This is a genomic window from Nocardioides panacisoli, assembly GCF_039537325.1.
GTDB classification, from domain to species: domain Bacteria; phylum Actinomycetota; class Actinomycetes; order Propionibacteriales; family Nocardioidaceae; genus Nocardioides; species Nocardioides panacisoli.
In genome coordinates this window covers 68,535-83,702 of the sequence record NZ_BAABAH010000013.1, presented here as the reverse complement: position 1 = coordinate 83,702, position 15,168 = coordinate 68,535, and the positions used below count along the sequence as shown (strand labels likewise).

Below are 15,168 nucleotides of genomic sequence, written 5' to 3'. Positions count from 1 at the left end.
CCGGAACCGCCAGCCCCGGGCGGCCTGGCCCCACCCCCGCCGGAGTGAGGGACCGTGATGCTGACCGAACAACGAGCCGAGGCCGCTCCGCGGGAGCCGGCGACGCCGACCGTGGACCGCCGGCTGCTGCGGCGCCAGCGACGTTCGCGCTGGGACCTCAAGGTCTCGCCGTACCTCTACGTCTCGCCCTTCTTCGTCCTGTTCGGGATCGTCGGTCTCTACCCGCTCGTCTACACCGTGTTCCTGTCGGTGCACGACTGGGACCGGCTCTACTACCGCCGCGGTGGGTTCAACGGCTGGGCCAACTACGACTTCGTCCTGCACGACCCGGTCTTCCAGAAGGCCCTGGTCAACACCTTCAGCATCTTCCTGATGTCGTCGGTGCCGCAGATCGTCCTCGCCGTCGTCATCGCCGCGCTGCTGGACGGTCAGCTCCGCGGCCGCACGTTCTGGCGGATGAGCGTGCTGCTGCCCTTCGCGGTGGTGCCCGCGGCCGCCGTGCTCATCTTCGGCAGCCTGCTCGCCGACCGGTCGGGCCTGGTCAACCAGGTCCTCGCGCAGATCGGCGACTGGCCGGTCCTGCACCAGCTCGGGATCGGGCCGGTCGCGTGGCACGACCACCGCTGGTGGAGTCACTTCGCGATCGCCGGGATGGTCAACTGGCGCTGGACCGGCTACAACGCGCTGATCTTCCTCGCCGCCATGCAGGCGGTCCCCCGCGACCTCTACGAGTCCGCGGCCCTCGACGGCGGCGGCAAGATCCGCCAGTTCTGGTCGGTGACGCTGCCGATGATCCGGCCGACCATGGTCTTCGTCATCGTCACCAGCACCATCGGCGGCCTGCAGATCTTCACCGAGCCGCGGCTCTTCGACGACACCCCGAACCGCGAGGGCGGTGCGGACCACGAGTTCATGACCTCGACCCTCTACATCTACGTCAAGGGCATCGAGGACCAGTTCTACGGCCGGGCCTCGGCCGCCGCGGTGATCCTGTTCGTGATCATCGTCGCGATCGCGCTGCTCAACTTCGGCCTGACCCGCTTCCTCACCCGGAGGGCCGAGAAGTGAGCCGCCGCAGCAGTACGGCGACCGGCCGCCCCGGTTTCCTGGTCTACGGCCTCCTCGCCGCCGTCGTCCTCGGCTCGGCGCTGCCCCTCTACTGGTCCTACATGATCGGCTCGCACACCAAGGACGAGGCCAACGACAGCCCGCCGCCGCTGCTCCCGGGCGGTCACTTCTTCGAGAATGCGCGCCGGGTGCTCGACACCATCGACTTCTGGCAGGCGCTGCTGAACAGCCTGATCGTGGCGACCGTGTGCGGCGTCTCCGTCGTCTTCTTCAGCACCCTGGCCGGCTACAGCTTCGCCAAGCTGCGGTTCCGCGGCAGCAGCACGCTGATGGGGTTCGTCGTGATGACGATGGCGATCCCGACCCAGCTCGCCACCGTCCCGCTGTTCGTGCTGATGCGCAACTACGGCCTGCTCGACACGCTGGCCGCGGTGGCGCTGCCGACCCTGGTGACCGCGTTCGGCGTCTTCTTCATGCGCCAGTACCTCATCGACGCCATCCCCGACGAGCTGATCGAGGCCGCGAGGGTGGACGGCGCGTCGATGCTGCGGACGTTCTGGTCGGTCGCCGTACCGGCAGCCCGTCCGGCCATGGCGATCCTCTTCCTCTTCACGTTCATGACCGTCTGGACCGACTACATGTGGCCGTTGGTCGCGCTGCAGGACACCGAGACCCTGCCCGTCGCGCTCGACCGGCTTGCCCTCACCGGCCAGGGCCAGACCACCGACTACGCGCTCGTCCTCTGCGGCGCCGGGCTGGCCACCATCCCGCTGCTGATCCTGTTCGTCGTCTCCGGCCGCCAGCTGGTCGCCGGCATCATGCAAGGAGCTGTCAAGGGATGACCTCCCAAGCCCCCACGACCGAGCCCGCCACCCGCGGCGAGGTCACCTTCCCCGCCGACTTCCTCTGGGGAGCCGCCACCGCGGCGTACCAGATCGAGGGCGCCGTCGCCGAGGACGGGCGCAGCCCGTCCATCTGGGACACGTTCTCCCGGGTGCCGGGCGCGGTGCTCGACGGCGACACCGGCGACGTCGCGTGCGACCACTACCACCGGATGCCCGAGGACGTCGCCCTGATGCGGTCGCTCAACATCGGCGCCTACCGGTTCTCCACGTCCTGGCCGCGGGTCCGGCCCGACGGCGGCGCGCCGAACCAGCAGGGGATCGACTTCTACAGCCGGCTCACCGACGAGCTGCTGCAGCGGGGCGTCACGCCGTGGGTCACCCTCTACCACTGGGACCTGCCGCAGGCGCTCGAGGACGCGGGCGGCTGGACCAACCGCGACACCGCCTACCGGTTCGCCGAGTACGCCCTCACTCTCCACGACGCCCTCGGCGACCGGGTCCCCTACTGGACGACGATGAACGAGCCCTGGTGCTCGGCGTTCCTCGGCTACACCGGCGGCCAGCACGCGCCCGGGCGGCAGGAGGGCGTCGCCGGCGTGGTCGCCGCCCACCACCTGATGCTCGGCCACGGTCTGGTTGTCGACGAGATCCGTCGCCGTGGTGCCGCTGGCCGGGGGGCTCAGCTCGGCATCACGCTCAACCTGACCGTGGCCGACCCCTTCGACGCCGGCGAGCCCGCCGACGTCGACGCCGCCCGCCGGCTGGACGGGTTCTGGAACCGGATGTTCCTCGACCCGATCCTCCGCGGCCGCTACGCCGACGACCTCGCCGGCGACACCGAGGGCATGCTGTTCGAGGGCAGGCCGTGGCAGGACTTCGTCGAGGACGGCGACCTCGCGCTGATCGGCGCGCCGATCGACGTGCTCGGCGTGAACTACTACCACGGCGATGCCCCCGCCGGCCGTACCGTGCCGGGCGCCGACCTGCTCGGCAGCCGCATCCGCCACCCGGAGCGGCGTACCTCGATCCCCTGGCCCGGCTGCGAGGACATCGCGTTCCCGCGCCGCGGGCTGCCGACGACCGGCATGGACTGGGAGGTGCAGCCGGAGGGCCTGACCCGTCTGCTGGTCCGCCTCAAGGAGGAGTACGACGTCCCGCCCCTCTACATCACCGAGAACGGCGCGGCGTACGACGACCAGGTCGAGACGGCCGCCGGCGACGGCGGCGTACGGATCGACGACCCGGCACGGCTGGCGTTCATCGACGCGCACCTGCGGGCGACGTACGACGCCATCCAGCAGGGCGTCGACGTCCGCGGCTACTTCGCGTGGTCGCTGCTGGACAACTACGAGTGGGCCTACGGCTACTCCCAGCGGTTCGGCATCGTGCACGTCGACTACGAGACGCAGGCGCGCACGCCGAAGGCGAGCGCCCGCTACTACGCGCGGGTCGCTGCGAGCGGCACGCTGCCGCCGCTGTCCGAGCTGCCCGAGCTGGCAGGCTGACGACTAGCGTGGCGCGAGTGACGTCCTCCGACCCGAACGGCCAGGTCCAGGGCCCAGGCCCCGGGCAGGCGCCGACCCTCGACGAGGTCGCGCGCCTCGCGGGGGTGTCGCGGGCCACGGCGTCGCGCGCGATCAACGGCGGCAACCGGGTCAGCGCGACGGCGCAGGCGGCCGTCGACGCCGCGGTGGAGTCGCTCGGCTACTCGCCCAACCCCGCCGCGCGCAGCCTGGTCACCCGGCGCACCGACTCGATCGGGCTGGTCGTCCCCGAGCCGGACGAGCGGGTGTTCACCGACCCGTTCTTCGTGCACACGCTGCGCAGCGTCAACCGGGTGCTCTCGGTCCGCGACCTGCAGCTGGTGCTGCTGCTGGCGCGGCCGGGCGACGAGGAGCGGCGGATGCTGCGCTACCTGCGCCGCCGCCACATCGACGGCGTCCTCGTCGTCTCGCACCACCGCAGCGACCGGCTCGCGGACCATCTCGCCGCGCTGGCGCTGCCGTGCGCGTTTGTCGGCCGCCCGATCGAGAGCGCCGACAAGGTCGCCTACGTCGACACCGACAACGTCGCCGGCGGCCGGATCGCCGCCGAGCTGCTCGTGCAGCGCGGCTGCACCCGGATCGGCACGATCGCCGGCCCGACCGACATGGCCGCCGGCACGGACCGGCTCGAGGGATGGCGTGCCGCGCTGAGCGACGCCGGGCTGCCCGACGACGCCGTCGCCTACGGCGACTTCACCGAGGCCGGCGGCGAGGCCGCGGCGCGCGAGCTGCTGGCGTCGTACCCCGATCTCGACGGCATCGCCGTCGCCTCCGACCTGATGGCCGCCGGCGCGCTGCGGGTCCTCGCCGCCGCCGGGAAGCGGGTGCCGGAGGACGTCGCGGTCACCGGTTACGACGATCTCGGCGTCTCCGACCGCACGCACCCCACGCTGACGACCGTGCGCAACCCGATCGGGGAGATGGCCGAGCAGGCCACCCGGCTGCTGCTCGAGCAGATCGAGGGCGAGCGCGACGGCCGGCCGATCCGCGTGATCTTCCCGCCGTCGCTGGTGCGCCGGGAGAGCGCGTAGTCCCTTCGGGCGGTTGACGCGCACGCGACACTGATGCCGTGGACCTCGACCCCCGCCGGCTCCCGGCCTGGCAGGTCGCCGCGCTCGGGGCCGGCGGCTTCACGGCGCTGCTCTGGGTGATCGAGATCGTGGACACCGCGATGAACCACCGCCTCGACCAGTACGGCGTGCAGCCGCGCTCGGGCGAGGGACTGCTCGGGATCGCGTTCGCGCCCCTGCTGCACGCGGGCTGGGCGCACCTGGAGGGCAACACCGTCCCCTGCCTGGTGCTGCTGTTCATCACCCTGGCGACCGGCATCGCTCGCGGCCTGCTGGCGACGGCGGTCATCTGGCTCGTCGGCGGCACCGGGGTGTGGCTGGTCGCCGGCAGCAACAGCGACCACATCGGGGCGTCCGGACTGATCTTCGGGTGGATCGTCTACCTGGTGGTGCGCGGCATCGTGAACAAGCGGCTGTGGGAGATCGCCCTCGGCCTGGTCGTCCTGGTGCTGTACGGCGGCGCCCTGTGGGGCGTCCTGCCCGGCCAGCCGGGCGTCTCCTGGCAGGGGCACCTGTTCGGCGCGATCGGCGGCGGGCTCGCGGCGGTGCTGTTCAGCAACGACCGGCTGGCCGAGATGCGGCGCGCCACCGCGAGGATCGGCTAGGAGCCTAGGACCGGCCGAACGCCGGCTTCTCCTTCGCGAGGAACGCCCGCACGCCCTCGGCGAAGTCCGGCCCGCCGTACACCTCGTGCAGCAGCTGCGCCTCGTCCGGCGGCTCGTGCTCGGTCAGCTCCGCCCGCTCGCGCAGCTGCTGCTTGGTCACTCGCAGCGTGACCGGCGAGGCCTGGGCGATGCCGTCGACCAGCGAGGCGACCTCGGCGTCCAGCGCGGCGGCGTCCTCGACACAGGCCAGGAGCGCGCCGGCGCCGTACGCCCGCTCCGCGCCGACCAGCCGCGACGCCAGCAGCATCTCCCGGGTCAGCGACTCGCCGAAGACCGCCGCGCAGCGGTAGAGCACCGGCGAGGACAGAGCGTTCCCGAGGGTCCGCGCGATCGGGTAGCCGAACCGGGACGCGGCCGTCGCCACCCGCAGGTCGCAGTACGTCGCCACGGCCAGTCCGCCACCGACGCACACGCCGTCGATCGCCGCGACCGTCACCTGCGGCAGCGCGGCCAGGCCGTCGAACATGCTGCGGATCCAGTTCTCGTACTCGACCACGTCGTCGTTGCCGACGAAGTCGGAGATCTCGTTGCCCGCCGCGAACGCCTTGCCGCCGGCGCCGCGCAGCACGACCACCCGCACCGAACCGTCGTCGCGCACCTGCTGCCACAGCTCGCGCATCTCGCCGTACATCGCCTTGGTGAAGGCGTTGCGGCGCTCGGGCCGGTTGAACGTCACCTCGAGGACACCCGGGGCGAGGCGGTCGCGGTCGAGAAGCAGGTCGGTCACGCGTCGGAGGGTACGGCGTCCGGCGACCAGCGGATCACCCAGTACTGCACGCCGAACGGGGCTGCGTCGTAGGTCACGTCCACGGCCTGGCCCGGCGCGAGGAGGTCGCCGAGCGCGACCAGGCCCCCGACGTCGGCCCAGAGCTCGGCGCCCAGCTCGGCGTCGATCGCGGCGAGGCCGGCGGGATCCGGCCCGACGAGGAGCTCGCGCAGGGTCTCGTCGAAGGCCTCGGCCCGCTCGTCGAGGTGGCCCGGCGCCTTCTCGGTGCGCTTGGCGGAGCCGTTGGCGACCACCAGCACGCCGCTCTCTCCGGCGTCGACGACCTCCGCGCCGGCCGTCTCGACCAGGTGCCGACCGACCCGCTCGCCCGAGCCGGTCCCGAGCACCCGGACCCGCGGGCCGAGCGCCGCGACCGCGTCCAGGCAGGCGGCGCGCAGGTCGGGGACCGGGTCCTCGATCGAGGCGTACTCCGGCAGCAGCGCGAGGACGCCGGGGACGAGCGCGATCACTGGATCCCCCGGATGGCGCGCCGCGGCGGGCGACGTCCGGCGATCGACCAGACCATGTCGACGGTCTGGCGGGTCTCGACGACCTCGTGCACGCGGTAGATCCGCGCACCGGCCAGCGCGCAGACGGCCGTCGCGGCGAGGGTCCCGGTCAGCCGCTCGCCGACCGGCAGGTCGAGGGTCTCGCCGACGAAGTCCTTGTTGGACAGCGAGACCAGCACCGGCCAGCCGGTGTCGACCATCTCGCCGACCCGCCGGGTCAGCTCCAGGGAGTGGAAGGTGTTCTTGCCGAAGTCGTGCGCCGGATCGATCACGATCGACTCCTTGGCGACGCCGGCGGCGAGAGCGCGCTCGGCGTAGCCGACGGTGTCGGCGATCGCGGCGGCGACCACGTCGTCGTACTCGATCCGGTAGGGGCGGGTCCGCGGCGTCACCCCGCCGGTGTGGGTGCAGACGATCGCCGCGTCGTGCTGCGCGGCGACGTCGACCAGCTCGGGGTCGGCGCCGCCCCACGCGTCGTTGAGCACGTCGGCCCCGGCGGCGCACACCGCATCGGCGACCTCGGCGCGCCAGGTGTCGACCGAGATCACCAGGCCCGGGTACGTCGACCGCACCCGGGCGACGAGGTCGACGACCCGCTCCTTCTCCTCCGCGGGCCCGATCTCGGCGCCGGGAGCCGCCTTGATGCCGCCGATGTCGACGATCTCGGCGCCCTGCTCGACGACGGTCCGCACCCGCTCGAACGCGGCGTCCTCGGCCCAGGTCGCGCCCTTGTCGTAGAACGAGTCCGGCGTCCGGTTCACGATCGCCATCATCAGCGTCGCGTCGTCGGTGAACTCGTGGCGCCCGAGCCTCAGGGTCACAGCAGTCCCTCCGCGGGCGGTCGCTCCGTGGTCTCCACGACGCGGTCGGCCGCCACCGGCCCCGGCAGGAACTGCCGCAGATTCGCCGAGTCGGCACAAGCTTGAGCCGACTCGGCGCGAGTCGGCTCAAGCTTGAGCCGACTCGGCGCGAGGGCGGCGGCGAGGATCTGGGTGGCCATGGCGCCGAGGTCGAGCAGGCTCTGGTGGCTGTGGGCGCGCACGCCGAGGTCGACCTGGGCGATCGCGTCCGCGCCGGCGGCCCGCGCGGTGTCGACCAGCGCGGCGATCTCGACGGCGTAGCCGGTGGGCACCGACAGCGACGCGAAGTGCGTGCGCCGCACGGCCCACTCCCCCGCCAGCGGCTGCACGACGTCGCGCAGCTCGGGGTAGAGCAGCGAGATCAGCGGCCGCGCGACCAGCTCGGTCACCCGGCCGCCGTCGAGCGGGCCCTGCTCCCCGGGCCGCTCGTAGAACCCCTTGACCAGCTGCACCTCCGGCCAGCTGAGCAGCGGGCCGAGCAGGCCGGGCACGAAGTGGGTGTCCCAGTCGAGGAGGTCCGCGTCCATGAAGACGAGCAGCTCGCCCGAGGTCACGAACAGCGACTTCCACATCGCCTCGCCCTTGCCCGGATGACTCCCGAGCTCGGGCCGGATCTCCGCGGACCGGTGCACCGCCGCACCGGCCGAGGCCGCGGCGGCGTACGTCCCGTCGACGGAGTCGCTGTCGATGACGACGATCTCGTCGACCAGTCGCACGGTGTCGACGAGCCGCTCGCGGACCCGGCCCACCACCTCGCCGACCGTGGCGACCTCGTTGCGGGCCGGAACGACCAGGCTCACGGTGGTGTCGCCCTTCGCTACGAGGAGGTCCTCGAGCGTCCAGTCGTCCCACCGGGCGGTCCGGATCGGCATGCGGCGACCCTACCGAGGTGCTCCTACGCGGCTTACGCTGCTCCTCGCGTCCCGGGAGCACGCACCCTTCCTTGCCGAGGAGCCAGCCGTGAAGTGGTACCGCCGATGGCGTCGTCAGCGGGCCTGCCGCCGGAAGTACGGCGACCGCTGCCCGCACGTCGAGCGGCACGACCGCCGCCGCGCCCGCTGAGCCGGATCCGGTCACGGCCTGAGAATCCGGGAAGAAACCTGTCCGGGTCACCCGACCTGTGGGACATTTGTCCTCTTGGGGTCTCGGGGTTGCTCTGCTCTCTGGGGGGAGAAGGGATCACCCGCCATGCGGAAGGCTCTCCGCAGGATGCGGCGAAAGGTGCGCTGCCGCCTTCGCTACGGCGACGAATGCCCGCACGGCGTCGGCAAGTGCCGGGTCAAGGCCGTCCACGTGACCGCGCCGACGAAGGTCACCGCAGGTAAGCACTGATCCCGGCGGCCAACGCGTCGGCGTAGGCGTCCTGGCCGCTGCTGCTCTCCATCTCCGCCGCGTCGCCGGCGTCCCGCATGTTCCCGAGCTCGACCATCACGGTCGGCATGTCCGCGAGGTTGAGGGTCCCGAGGTCGGTGCGTACGTCGATCCCGTCGGTGCCGGTGTACGTCGACACCGCGAACCCGCCGTGCACGAGCGCGTCGCGCACCACGTGCGCCAGGTCGAGCGAGTCGGCCTCGATGTCGTCGGTGTAGCCCGGCAGGTCACCCGGCGCGATCACGTGGAACCCGTGCGCACCCGCGGTATAGGTCCCGTCGCCGTGGATGCTCAGCTTCACGTCCGCCGTCGGGCCCGGCTCGCCGGGGTTGCCGGCCCGGCCGCGTGCGTCGACGCACGGCCCCCAGGCGTCCTCGCTGTTGCTGTTGCGCGTCAGCTCGACCGTCGCGCCCAACGCCTCGAGCTCCTCGCGGAGCCGCAGTGCCACCTCCCAGGCGAACGTGGCCTCCGGGTAGCCGTCGTTCGTGCTGGTCCCCGTCGTGTTGCAGGGCTTGTCGAAGCCGCCGGCGTCGACGGGCCGGTTGATCTCCGAGGGATGGGCGCCGTTGCCGAGCTGGTGGCCGGGGTCGATCACCACCACCTTCCCGGCGAGCGGTGCGGGGTGGTGCTGCTGGTGCCGCGGCTGGCGCCGGGGTCGCAGGGTCTCCGGGGGCTGGGTCGCCGCCGTGGTCGGAGCAGTCGTCGGCGCGGCCGTGGCGCTCGCGGTCCAGGCTGACGACGACGCTGACGCCGACGCGAACGGGGCGTCCCCCGACCCACGCGCGTCCAGCACGCCGGCGGCGCCCAGCGCGGCCGTGCCCAGGCCGGCACCGAGCGCGAGCAGCGCGACGAGTGCGGCCAGCAGCCGGGAACGGGCGGGGGTCACGACGGTCGAACGTATCCGACCGGTCCGCGGACGTGGTGGCGCGTCCGCCGGCGCCCGGCTTGACTTAGTACCCTAGGGGGGTATGGTGTGTCGCATGGAGCACGATCACGAGCACGGCTACATCGCTGCGCACCGCAAGGACGACTACCTCAAGCGGCTGCGGCGGATCGAGGGACAGGCACGCGGCCTGCAGCGGATGGTCGAGGACGAGAAGTACTGCATCGACATCCTGACCCAGGTCTCGGCGATGACCAAGGCGCTGCAGTCGGTCGCGCTCGGCCTGCTCGACGACCACATGGCGCACTGCGTCGCCGACGCCGTGGCGGCCGGCGGCCCCGAGGCGGACGCGAAGCTCGCCGAGGCGTCGGCCGCGATCGCGCGGCTGGTCCGCTCCTGACGACCATCCACTCCCGGAGGAGGAAACCCATGCGCAGCACCCAGACCTACACCGTCACCGGCATGACCTGCGGACACTGCGTCGCCTCGGTCACCGAGGAGGTCCAGGAGATCACCGGCGTCGAGGACGTCGCGGTCGACCTCGCCACCGGCGCGGTCACCGTCACCAGCACCGAGCCCCTCGACGAGAGCGCCGTCCGCGCGGCCGTCGAGGAGGCCGGCTACCAGCTGGCATGAGCACGCCGAGCGCGCCGGGCACGGCCGCGAAGGTCGCGGGCTTCGCCGTCGCGGTGGCGGCCGTCTTCGGGGTGGCCGTCCTGCTGGGCCGGTTCGTCGGCCCGATCGACGACCCGGCGACCGACCCGATGGCCGGCCACGGGGCAGAGCGGATGGACGACACCGCCGAGATGGGCGCGGACGCCCACGCCGTCCCGGGCGGCCTGCAGGTGTCGCAGGACGGCTACACGCTCGACCTGGCGCACGGCACCGTCCGTGCCGGCGCGGCCCGGCCGGTCGCGTTCACGATCACCGGGCCGGACGGCGAGCCGCTGACGGCGTACGACGTCCAGCACGAGAAGCGGCTCCACCTGATCGCCGTACGGCGCGACCTCACCGGGTTCCAGCACGTGCACCCGGTGCTGACCGACGGCGTCTGGCGCACCGACCTCGCCCTCACCGCGGGCGACTGGCGGCTGATCGCCGACTTCGCTCCGGCCGGCGCCGAGCCCCTCGCGCTGGGCGCCGACCTCGCGGTGGCGGGCGACTACCGGCCGGCCGAGCGCCGCCCCGAGTCGCGCACCGCGACCGTCGGCGACTACCGCGTGACGCTCCACGGCGACCTCGCCGCCGGCGAGGACGCGCTGCTGACGCTGACGGTCACCGAGGACGGCAGGCCGGTGACCGACCTGCAGCCCTACCTCGGCGCCTACGGCCACCTCGTCGCGCTACGGGAGGGCGACCTCGCCTACCTGCACGTGCACCCCGACGGCGAGCCGGGCGACGGCAGCACCGACCCCGGGCCCGACGTGGTGTTCCACGCCGAGGTGCCCAGCGCGGGCAGGTACCACCTGTACCTCGACTTCCGGCACCGCGGCGTCGTCCGCACGGCTGCGTTCACGGTGGCGGCGCGATGACCACGCAGCAGGCACCCCACGAGATCGAGCTGGCCATCACCGGCATGACCTGCGCGTCCTGCGCCAACCGGGTCGAGCGCAAGCTCAACCGGCTGGACGGGGTCACGGCGACGGTGAACTACGCGACCGAGAAGGCGAAGGTCTCCTTCCCGGCCGAGCTGACGCCCGATGACCTCGTCGCGACCGTCGAGCAGGCCGGGTACGGCGCCCGCCTGCCCGCCGCCGAGAAGAGCGACGACGAGGCGGCGCCCGACCCGACGGACCGGCTGCGCCAGCGACTGCTCGTGTCGGCCGCCCTAACAGTGCCCGTGATCGCGCTGGCGATGGTGCCGGCCTGGCAGTTCACCTACTGGCAGTGGCTCTCGTTGACGCTCGCGTCGCCGGTGGTCGCCTGGGGCGCGTGGCCCTTCCACCGGGCGGCGTGGACCAACCTGCGCCACGGCACCTCCACCATGGACACGCTGATCTCGCTCGGGACGCTCGCCGCCCTCGGCTGGTCGGTCTACGCCCTGTTCTGGGGCACCGCCGGTACTCCGGGGATGAAGCACCCGTTCGAGCTCACCGTCGGCCGCGCCGACGGCGCCGGGAACATCTACCTCGAAGCCGCGTCGGGCGTGACGACGTTCCTGCTGGCCGGCCGCTACTTCGAGCAGCGCGCCAAGCGCCGGGCCGGCGCCGCGCTGCGGGCGCTCCTCGAGCTCGGCGCCAAGGAGGTCGCACTGCTCGGCGTCGACGGCGTCGAGACACGGGTGCCGATCGAGCGGCTCGCCGTGGGCGACCGGTTCGTCGTACGCCCGGGCGAGAAGGTCGCCACCGACGGCGTCGTCGAGCAGGGCAGCTCGGCCGTCGACGCCTCGATGCTCACCGGCGAGTCCGTTCCGGTCGAGGTGGGGGTCGGCGACACCGTCGTCGGGGCGACCGTCAACGCCGGTGGCCGGCTCGTCGTACGCGCCACCCGGATCGGTGCCGACACCCAGCTCGCGCAGATGGCGCTGCTGGTCGAGGAGGCGCAGAACGGCAAGGCCGAGGTGCAGCGCCTCGCCGACCGCGTGTCCGGGGTGTTCGTGCCCGTCGTGCTGCTGCTGGCGGCCGGGACGCTGGGCTTCTGGCTCGGCGCCGGCGGCAGCCTCACGACGGCGTTCACGGCAGCGGTCGCCGTACTGATCATCGCCTGCCCGTGCGCTCTCGGCCTGGCCACGCCGACCGCGCTGATGGTCGGCACCGGCCGCGGCGCCCAGCTCGGCATCCTCATCAAGGGGCCCGAGGTCCTCGAGTCGACCCGCCGGGTGGACACGATCGTCCTGGACAAGACCGGCACGATCACCACCGGCCGGATGACGCTGCGCGAAGTGGTCCCCGCGGACGGCGAGGACGCCGAGGAGGTGCTGCGGTACGCCGGCGCGCTCGAGGCCGCCTCCGAGCACCCGATCGCCCGCGCGGTGGTCGACGGCGCCGGCCCGACGCTCCTCGACGTCGAGGACTTCGCCAACGTCCCTGGCCTCGGCGTGCAGGGCGTCGTCGAGGGTCACGCGGTCCTCGCCGGCCGTCCCGCGCTGCTCGAGCAGTGGTCCCAGCACCTGTCCGCCGACCTCGAGGCCGCTCTGGCGACCGCCCGGGGCGCGGGCGTTACGGCGATCGCGGTCGGGTGGGACGGGAAGGCGCGCGGCATCGTCGTGGTCGCCGACGCCGTGAAGCCCACGTCGGCGGAGGCGGTCGCCTCGCTGCGGGAGCTCGGGCTACGCCCGCTCCTGCTCACCGGCGACCACGAGGCCGTCGCACGCACGGTGGCGGCGGAGGTCGGCATCGCGGCCGAGGACGTCCTCGCCGACGTGCTCCCCGCCGACAAGGTCGACGTCGTCAAGCGGCTGCAGGCCGAGGGCCACGTCGTGGCGATGGTGGGTGACGGCGTCAACGACGCCGCCGCGCTCGCGCAGGCCGACCTCGGCCTCGCGATCGGAACCGGCACGGACGTCGCGATCGAGGCCGGCGACCTGACGCTGGTGCGCGGCGACCTGCGGGTCGCGGCCGACGCGATCCGGCTGTCCCGCCGTACCCTTGCCACGATCAAGGGCAACCTGTTCTGGGCGTTCGCCTACAACGTCGCCGCACTCCCCCTCGCCGCGAGCGGCCTGCTCAACCCGATGATCGCCGGCGCCGCCATGGCCGTCTCGTCGGTCTTCGTGGTCAGCAACAGCCTGCGGCTGCGGACCTTCCGCTGAGACCTGTCGAACCCTCACTTCGGACCCCTCGAACCGTCACTTCGGACCCCTCGAACCCTCAGTACGAACCGGTCGAACCGTCAGTTCGGTCGGGCACCAACTGACGGTTGGGCGTGCTCGAACTGAGGGTTCGACGTGCTCGAACTGGGGGTTCGACCTCAGTAGGCGCCGCGGGGCCGGACGACGGCGCCGAAGGTGCGGAACAGGATGTGCAGGTCCTGCAGCATCGACCAGTTGTCGACGTAGTAGAGGTCGAGGCGGACGGCGTCGTCCCAGGAGAGGTCCGAGCGGCCGGAGACCTGCCAGAGGCCGGTCATGCCGGGGCGCACGTGGAGACGGCGCCGGGAGGCGTTGTCGTAGCGGGCGACCTCGTGCGGGAGCGGCGGGCGGGGGCCGACCAGGCTCATGTCGCCGCGGACGACGTTCAGCAGCTGCGGCAGCTCGTCGAGGGAGTAGCGCCGCAGCCACTTGCCGGGCTTGGTGATCCGCGGGTCGTCGGCCATCTTGAACAGGCCGCCCTCGTAGCCGGTCTGCGCGTGCAGCGCGGCGAGCCGCTCCTCGGCGTCGACGACCATGGTGCGGAACTTGGCGCACCGGAACGGGATGCCCTGGCGGCCGACCCGGGACTGGTGGAAGAAGACCGGCCCGCCGTCATGGAGCCTGATCCGCAGCGCCACGAACAGCAGTACCGGCGCCAGCGCCACGAGCAGGGCCGTGGCGCCGACGACGTCGAAGATCCGCTTGCCGATCCGGGTGGCCTCGGCCCACGCGGGCGTACCGAGGTGCATCAGCGGCAGACCGCCCACCGGCTGGATCGAGACGCGGTCGGTGGCGATCCCGGTGACGCCGGGAGCGACGACCACGCCGATGCCGCGCTCCTCCAGGTCCCAGACCCGGTCGCGCAGCTCCTGCCCGGAGCCGGAGGCGCCCTCGGTGAACAGCACGAGGTTGGCGTCGGCGTCCAGCGCGGCCTTGGTCGTCTCCGCGGTCGGACCGACGACCGGCACGCCGGCGGGGGTCATGCCCTCGTCGCCGCCGGGCGTGAGCGCACCGCGTACGTCGAAGCCGAGCCAGCTCGCCCGCCGGATCACGTCGACCATCTCGTCGATGTGCTCGGTCGAGCCCGCCACGAGCACCGGGAAGCCGAGGTACCCCGACCGGCGTAGCGAGTGCAGGACCTTGCGGGCGCCGAAGCGCCCGAGCACCAGAGCCGGGATGCCGAGCGTGAAGAGCGCGACGTAGAAGCCGCGCGAGATGAGGTTGCCGCTGAGGAAGCAGCCGACGGCCACCAGGCCCATCTCGAGGACCGAGGAGTTGAAGACCCGCTTGTACTCGAGGCTGCCCGCGCCGAGCACCTCGCGCCGGTAGCAGCCGGCGACCGCCAGCATCAGGAGCCAGCCGACCGCGATCAGCGGGGCGGCGACGCGGGTGGCGACGTCGACCTCGGCGTTCGGGTCGAAGAACGGCATCCCGTCGCCGACGACGGACGCGAGGGAGGTCACGGTGGCCATGAGCAGCACGTCGCCACCCAGTACGGCGAGCGGCAGGAACGGCAGGCTGCGGCTGCGCGCACGGCGTACCGACCTGACGGTCGTCGCGTGTCCCAGCACCGCAGTCACTCACACCACCCCGTTACGACGTCGAACCTGGCCCGTGCCGAGGGCCCCCCGACAGAACGACACGTGCCCCCACAACGAGGCACCACGGTGATCGGTTACACCTGGCAACTTTGCATGGTCTAGACCGCGCCCTGTGAGGTGCGCGACACCGCGCGCGACCGTCCTCCGGCCGCGCCTCAAGCCGGCCCCAAGTGGCCTCCAAGGACCAGCACCGACG

Annotated in this window: 15 protein-coding genes; 9 read left to right on the top strand and 6 right to left on the bottom strand. The window is 72.7% G+C overall.

Annotation, left to right across the window (positions count from 1 at the left end):
• The first annotated feature begins 57 nt into the window (after nt 1–57).
• The 5 genes from ABD709_RS16385 to ABD709_RS16365 are packed head-to-tail and all read left to right on the top strand — an operon-like array spanning nt 58 to nt 5,132.
• The gene (locus tag ABD709_RS16385; RefSeq protein WP_344777350.1) at nt 58–1,068 is read left to right on the top strand and encodes a carbohydrate ABC transporter permease; all 1,011 of its coding nucleotides are present in this window, start codon (nt 58–60) and stop codon (nt 1,066–1,068) included.
• Nucleotides 1,065–1,910: a carbohydrate ABC transporter permease gene (locus tag ABD709_RS16380; protein ID WP_344777348.1), complete on the top strand. Its 846-nt coding sequence runs from the start codon at nt 1,065–1,067 to the stop codon at nt 1,908–1,910. Before ABD709_RS16385 ends, ABD709_RS16380 begins: the two co-directional genes overlap by 4 nt.
• The gene (locus ABD709_RS16375; protein ID WP_344777346.1) at nt 1,907–3,418 is read left to right on the top strand and encodes a glycoside hydrolase family 1 protein; all 1,512 of its coding nucleotides are present in this window, start codon (nt 1,907–1,909) and stop codon (nt 3,416–3,418) included. Before ABD709_RS16380 ends, ABD709_RS16375 begins: the two co-directional genes overlap by 4 nt.
• A 17-nt stretch (nt 3,419–3,435) precedes the next feature.
• On the top strand, nt 3,436–4,488 hold the full coding sequence (locus ABD709_RS16370; protein WP_344777344.1) for a LacI family DNA-binding transcriptional regulator: 1,053 nt from the start codon (nt 3,436–3,438) through the stop codon (nt 4,486–4,488).
• Nucleotides 4,489–4,526: 38 nt separating this feature from the next.
• A complete protein-coding gene (locus ABD709_RS16365; protein WP_344777342.1) occupies nt 4,527–5,132 on the top strand; it encodes a rhomboid family intramembrane serine protease in 606 nt (201 codons plus the stop codon).
• A 4-nt stretch (nt 5,133–5,136) separates the two neighbouring features.
• Here the strand turns inward: ABD709_RS16365 and ABD709_RS16360 are convergent, their stop codons facing one another.
• The 5 genes from ABD709_RS16360 to ABD709_RS16340 form a co-directional block, all read right to left on the bottom strand.
• On the bottom strand, nt 5,137–5,919 hold the full coding sequence (locus tag ABD709_RS16360; protein WP_344777340.1) for an enoyl-CoA hydratase-related protein: 783 nt from the start codon (nt 5,917–5,919) through the stop codon (nt 5,137–5,139).
• Entirely contained in the window at nt 5,916–6,428 is a 513-nt protein-coding gene (locus ABD709_RS16355) for a class III extradiol ring-cleavage dioxygenase family protein (RefSeq protein ID WP_344777338.1), read from the bottom strand. Before ABD709_RS16355 ends, ABD709_RS16360 begins: the two co-directional genes overlap by 4 nt.
• The gene (gene folP / locus ABD709_RS16350; RefSeq protein WP_344777336.1) at nt 6,425–7,288 is read right to left on the bottom strand and encodes a dihydropteroate synthase; all 864 of its coding nucleotides are present in this window, start codon (nt 7,286–7,288) and stop codon (nt 6,425–6,427) included. Before folP ends, ABD709_RS16355 begins: the two co-directional genes overlap by 4 nt.
• Nucleotides 7,285–8,199, bottom strand: coding sequence for a glucosyl-3-phosphoglycerate synthase (locus ABD709_RS16345; protein WP_344777334.1), 915 nt, complete (start codon nt 8,197–8,199; stop codon nt 7,285–7,287). Before ABD709_RS16345 ends, folP begins: the two co-directional genes overlap by 4 nt.
• A 440-nt stretch (nt 8,200–8,639) precedes the next feature.
• Complete coding sequence (locus tag ABD709_RS16340; protein WP_344777332.1) at nt 8,640–9,584, bottom strand: N-acetylmuramoyl-L-alanine amidase family protein; 945 nt, start codon at nt 9,582–9,584, stop codon at nt 8,640–8,642.
• A gap of 94 nt (nt 9,585–9,678) precedes the next feature.
• On the opposite strand from ABD709_RS16340, the gene ABD709_RS16335 reads away from it, so the two are divergent.
• The 4 genes from ABD709_RS16335 to ABD709_RS16320 are packed head-to-tail and all read left to right on the top strand — an operon-like array spanning nt 9,679 to nt 13,332.
• The gene (locus ABD709_RS16335) at nt 9,679–9,981 is read left to right on the top strand and encodes a metal-sensitive transcriptional regulator (RefSeq protein ID WP_344777330.1); all 303 of its coding nucleotides are present in this window, start codon (nt 9,679–9,681) and stop codon (nt 9,979–9,981) included.
• A gap of 29 nt (nt 9,982–10,010) precedes the next feature.
• The gene (locus tag ABD709_RS16330) at nt 10,011–10,217 is read left to right on the top strand and encodes a heavy-metal-associated domain-containing protein (protein WP_344777328.1); all 207 of its coding nucleotides are present in this window, start codon (nt 10,011–10,013) and stop codon (nt 10,215–10,217) included.
• On the top strand, nt 10,214–11,113 hold the full coding sequence (locus ABD709_RS16325) for a hypothetical protein (protein ID WP_344777326.1): 900 nt from the start codon (nt 10,214–10,216) through the stop codon (nt 11,111–11,113). Before ABD709_RS16330 ends, ABD709_RS16325 begins: the two co-directional genes overlap by 4 nt.
• A complete protein-coding gene (locus ABD709_RS16320) occupies nt 11,110–13,332 on the top strand; it encodes a heavy metal translocating P-type ATPase (RefSeq protein WP_344777324.1) in 2,223 nt (740 codons plus the stop codon). Before ABD709_RS16325 ends, ABD709_RS16320 begins: the two co-directional genes overlap by 4 nt.
• A gap of 158 nt (nt 13,333–13,490) precedes the next feature.
• Here the strand turns inward: ABD709_RS16320 and ABD709_RS16315 are convergent, their stop codons facing one another.
• Nucleotides 13,491–14,951 carry a sugar transferase gene (locus tag ABD709_RS16315; protein WP_344777322.1) on the bottom strand — a complete coding sequence of 487 codons (1,461 nt, stop codon included), beginning with the start codon at nt 14,949–14,951 and terminating at the stop codon, nt 13,491–13,493.
• Between the last annotated feature and the right edge of the window lie 217 nt (nt 14,952–15,168).

Coding starts and splice junctions, on each gene's coding strand:
- ABD709_RS16385 (WP_344777350.1), top strand. CDS start 58: ATGCTGACCGAACAACGAGCCGAGGCCGCTCCGCGGGAGCCGGCGACG.
- ABD709_RS16375 (WP_344777346.1), top strand. CDS start 1,907: ATGACCTCCCAAGCCCCCACGACCGAGCCCGCCACCCGCGGCGAGGTC.
- ABD709_RS16345 (WP_344777334.1), bottom strand. CDS start 8,199: ATGCCGATCCGGACCGCCCGGTGGGACGACTGGACGCTCGAGGACCTC.
- ABD709_RS16335 (WP_344777330.1), top strand. CDS start 9,679: ATGGAGCACGATCACGAGCACGGCTACATCGCTGCGCACCGCAAGGAC.
- ABD709_RS16330 (WP_344777328.1), top strand. CDS start 10,011: ATGCGCAGCACCCAGACCTACACCGTCACCGGCATGACCTGCGGACAC.
- ABD709_RS16325 (WP_344777326.1), top strand. CDS start 10,214: ATGAGCACGCCGAGCGCGCCGGGCACGGCCGCGAAGGTCGCGGGCTTC.
- ABD709_RS16320 (WP_344777324.1), top strand. CDS start 11,110: ATGACCACGCAGCAGGCACCCCACGAGATCGAGCTGGCCATCACCGGC.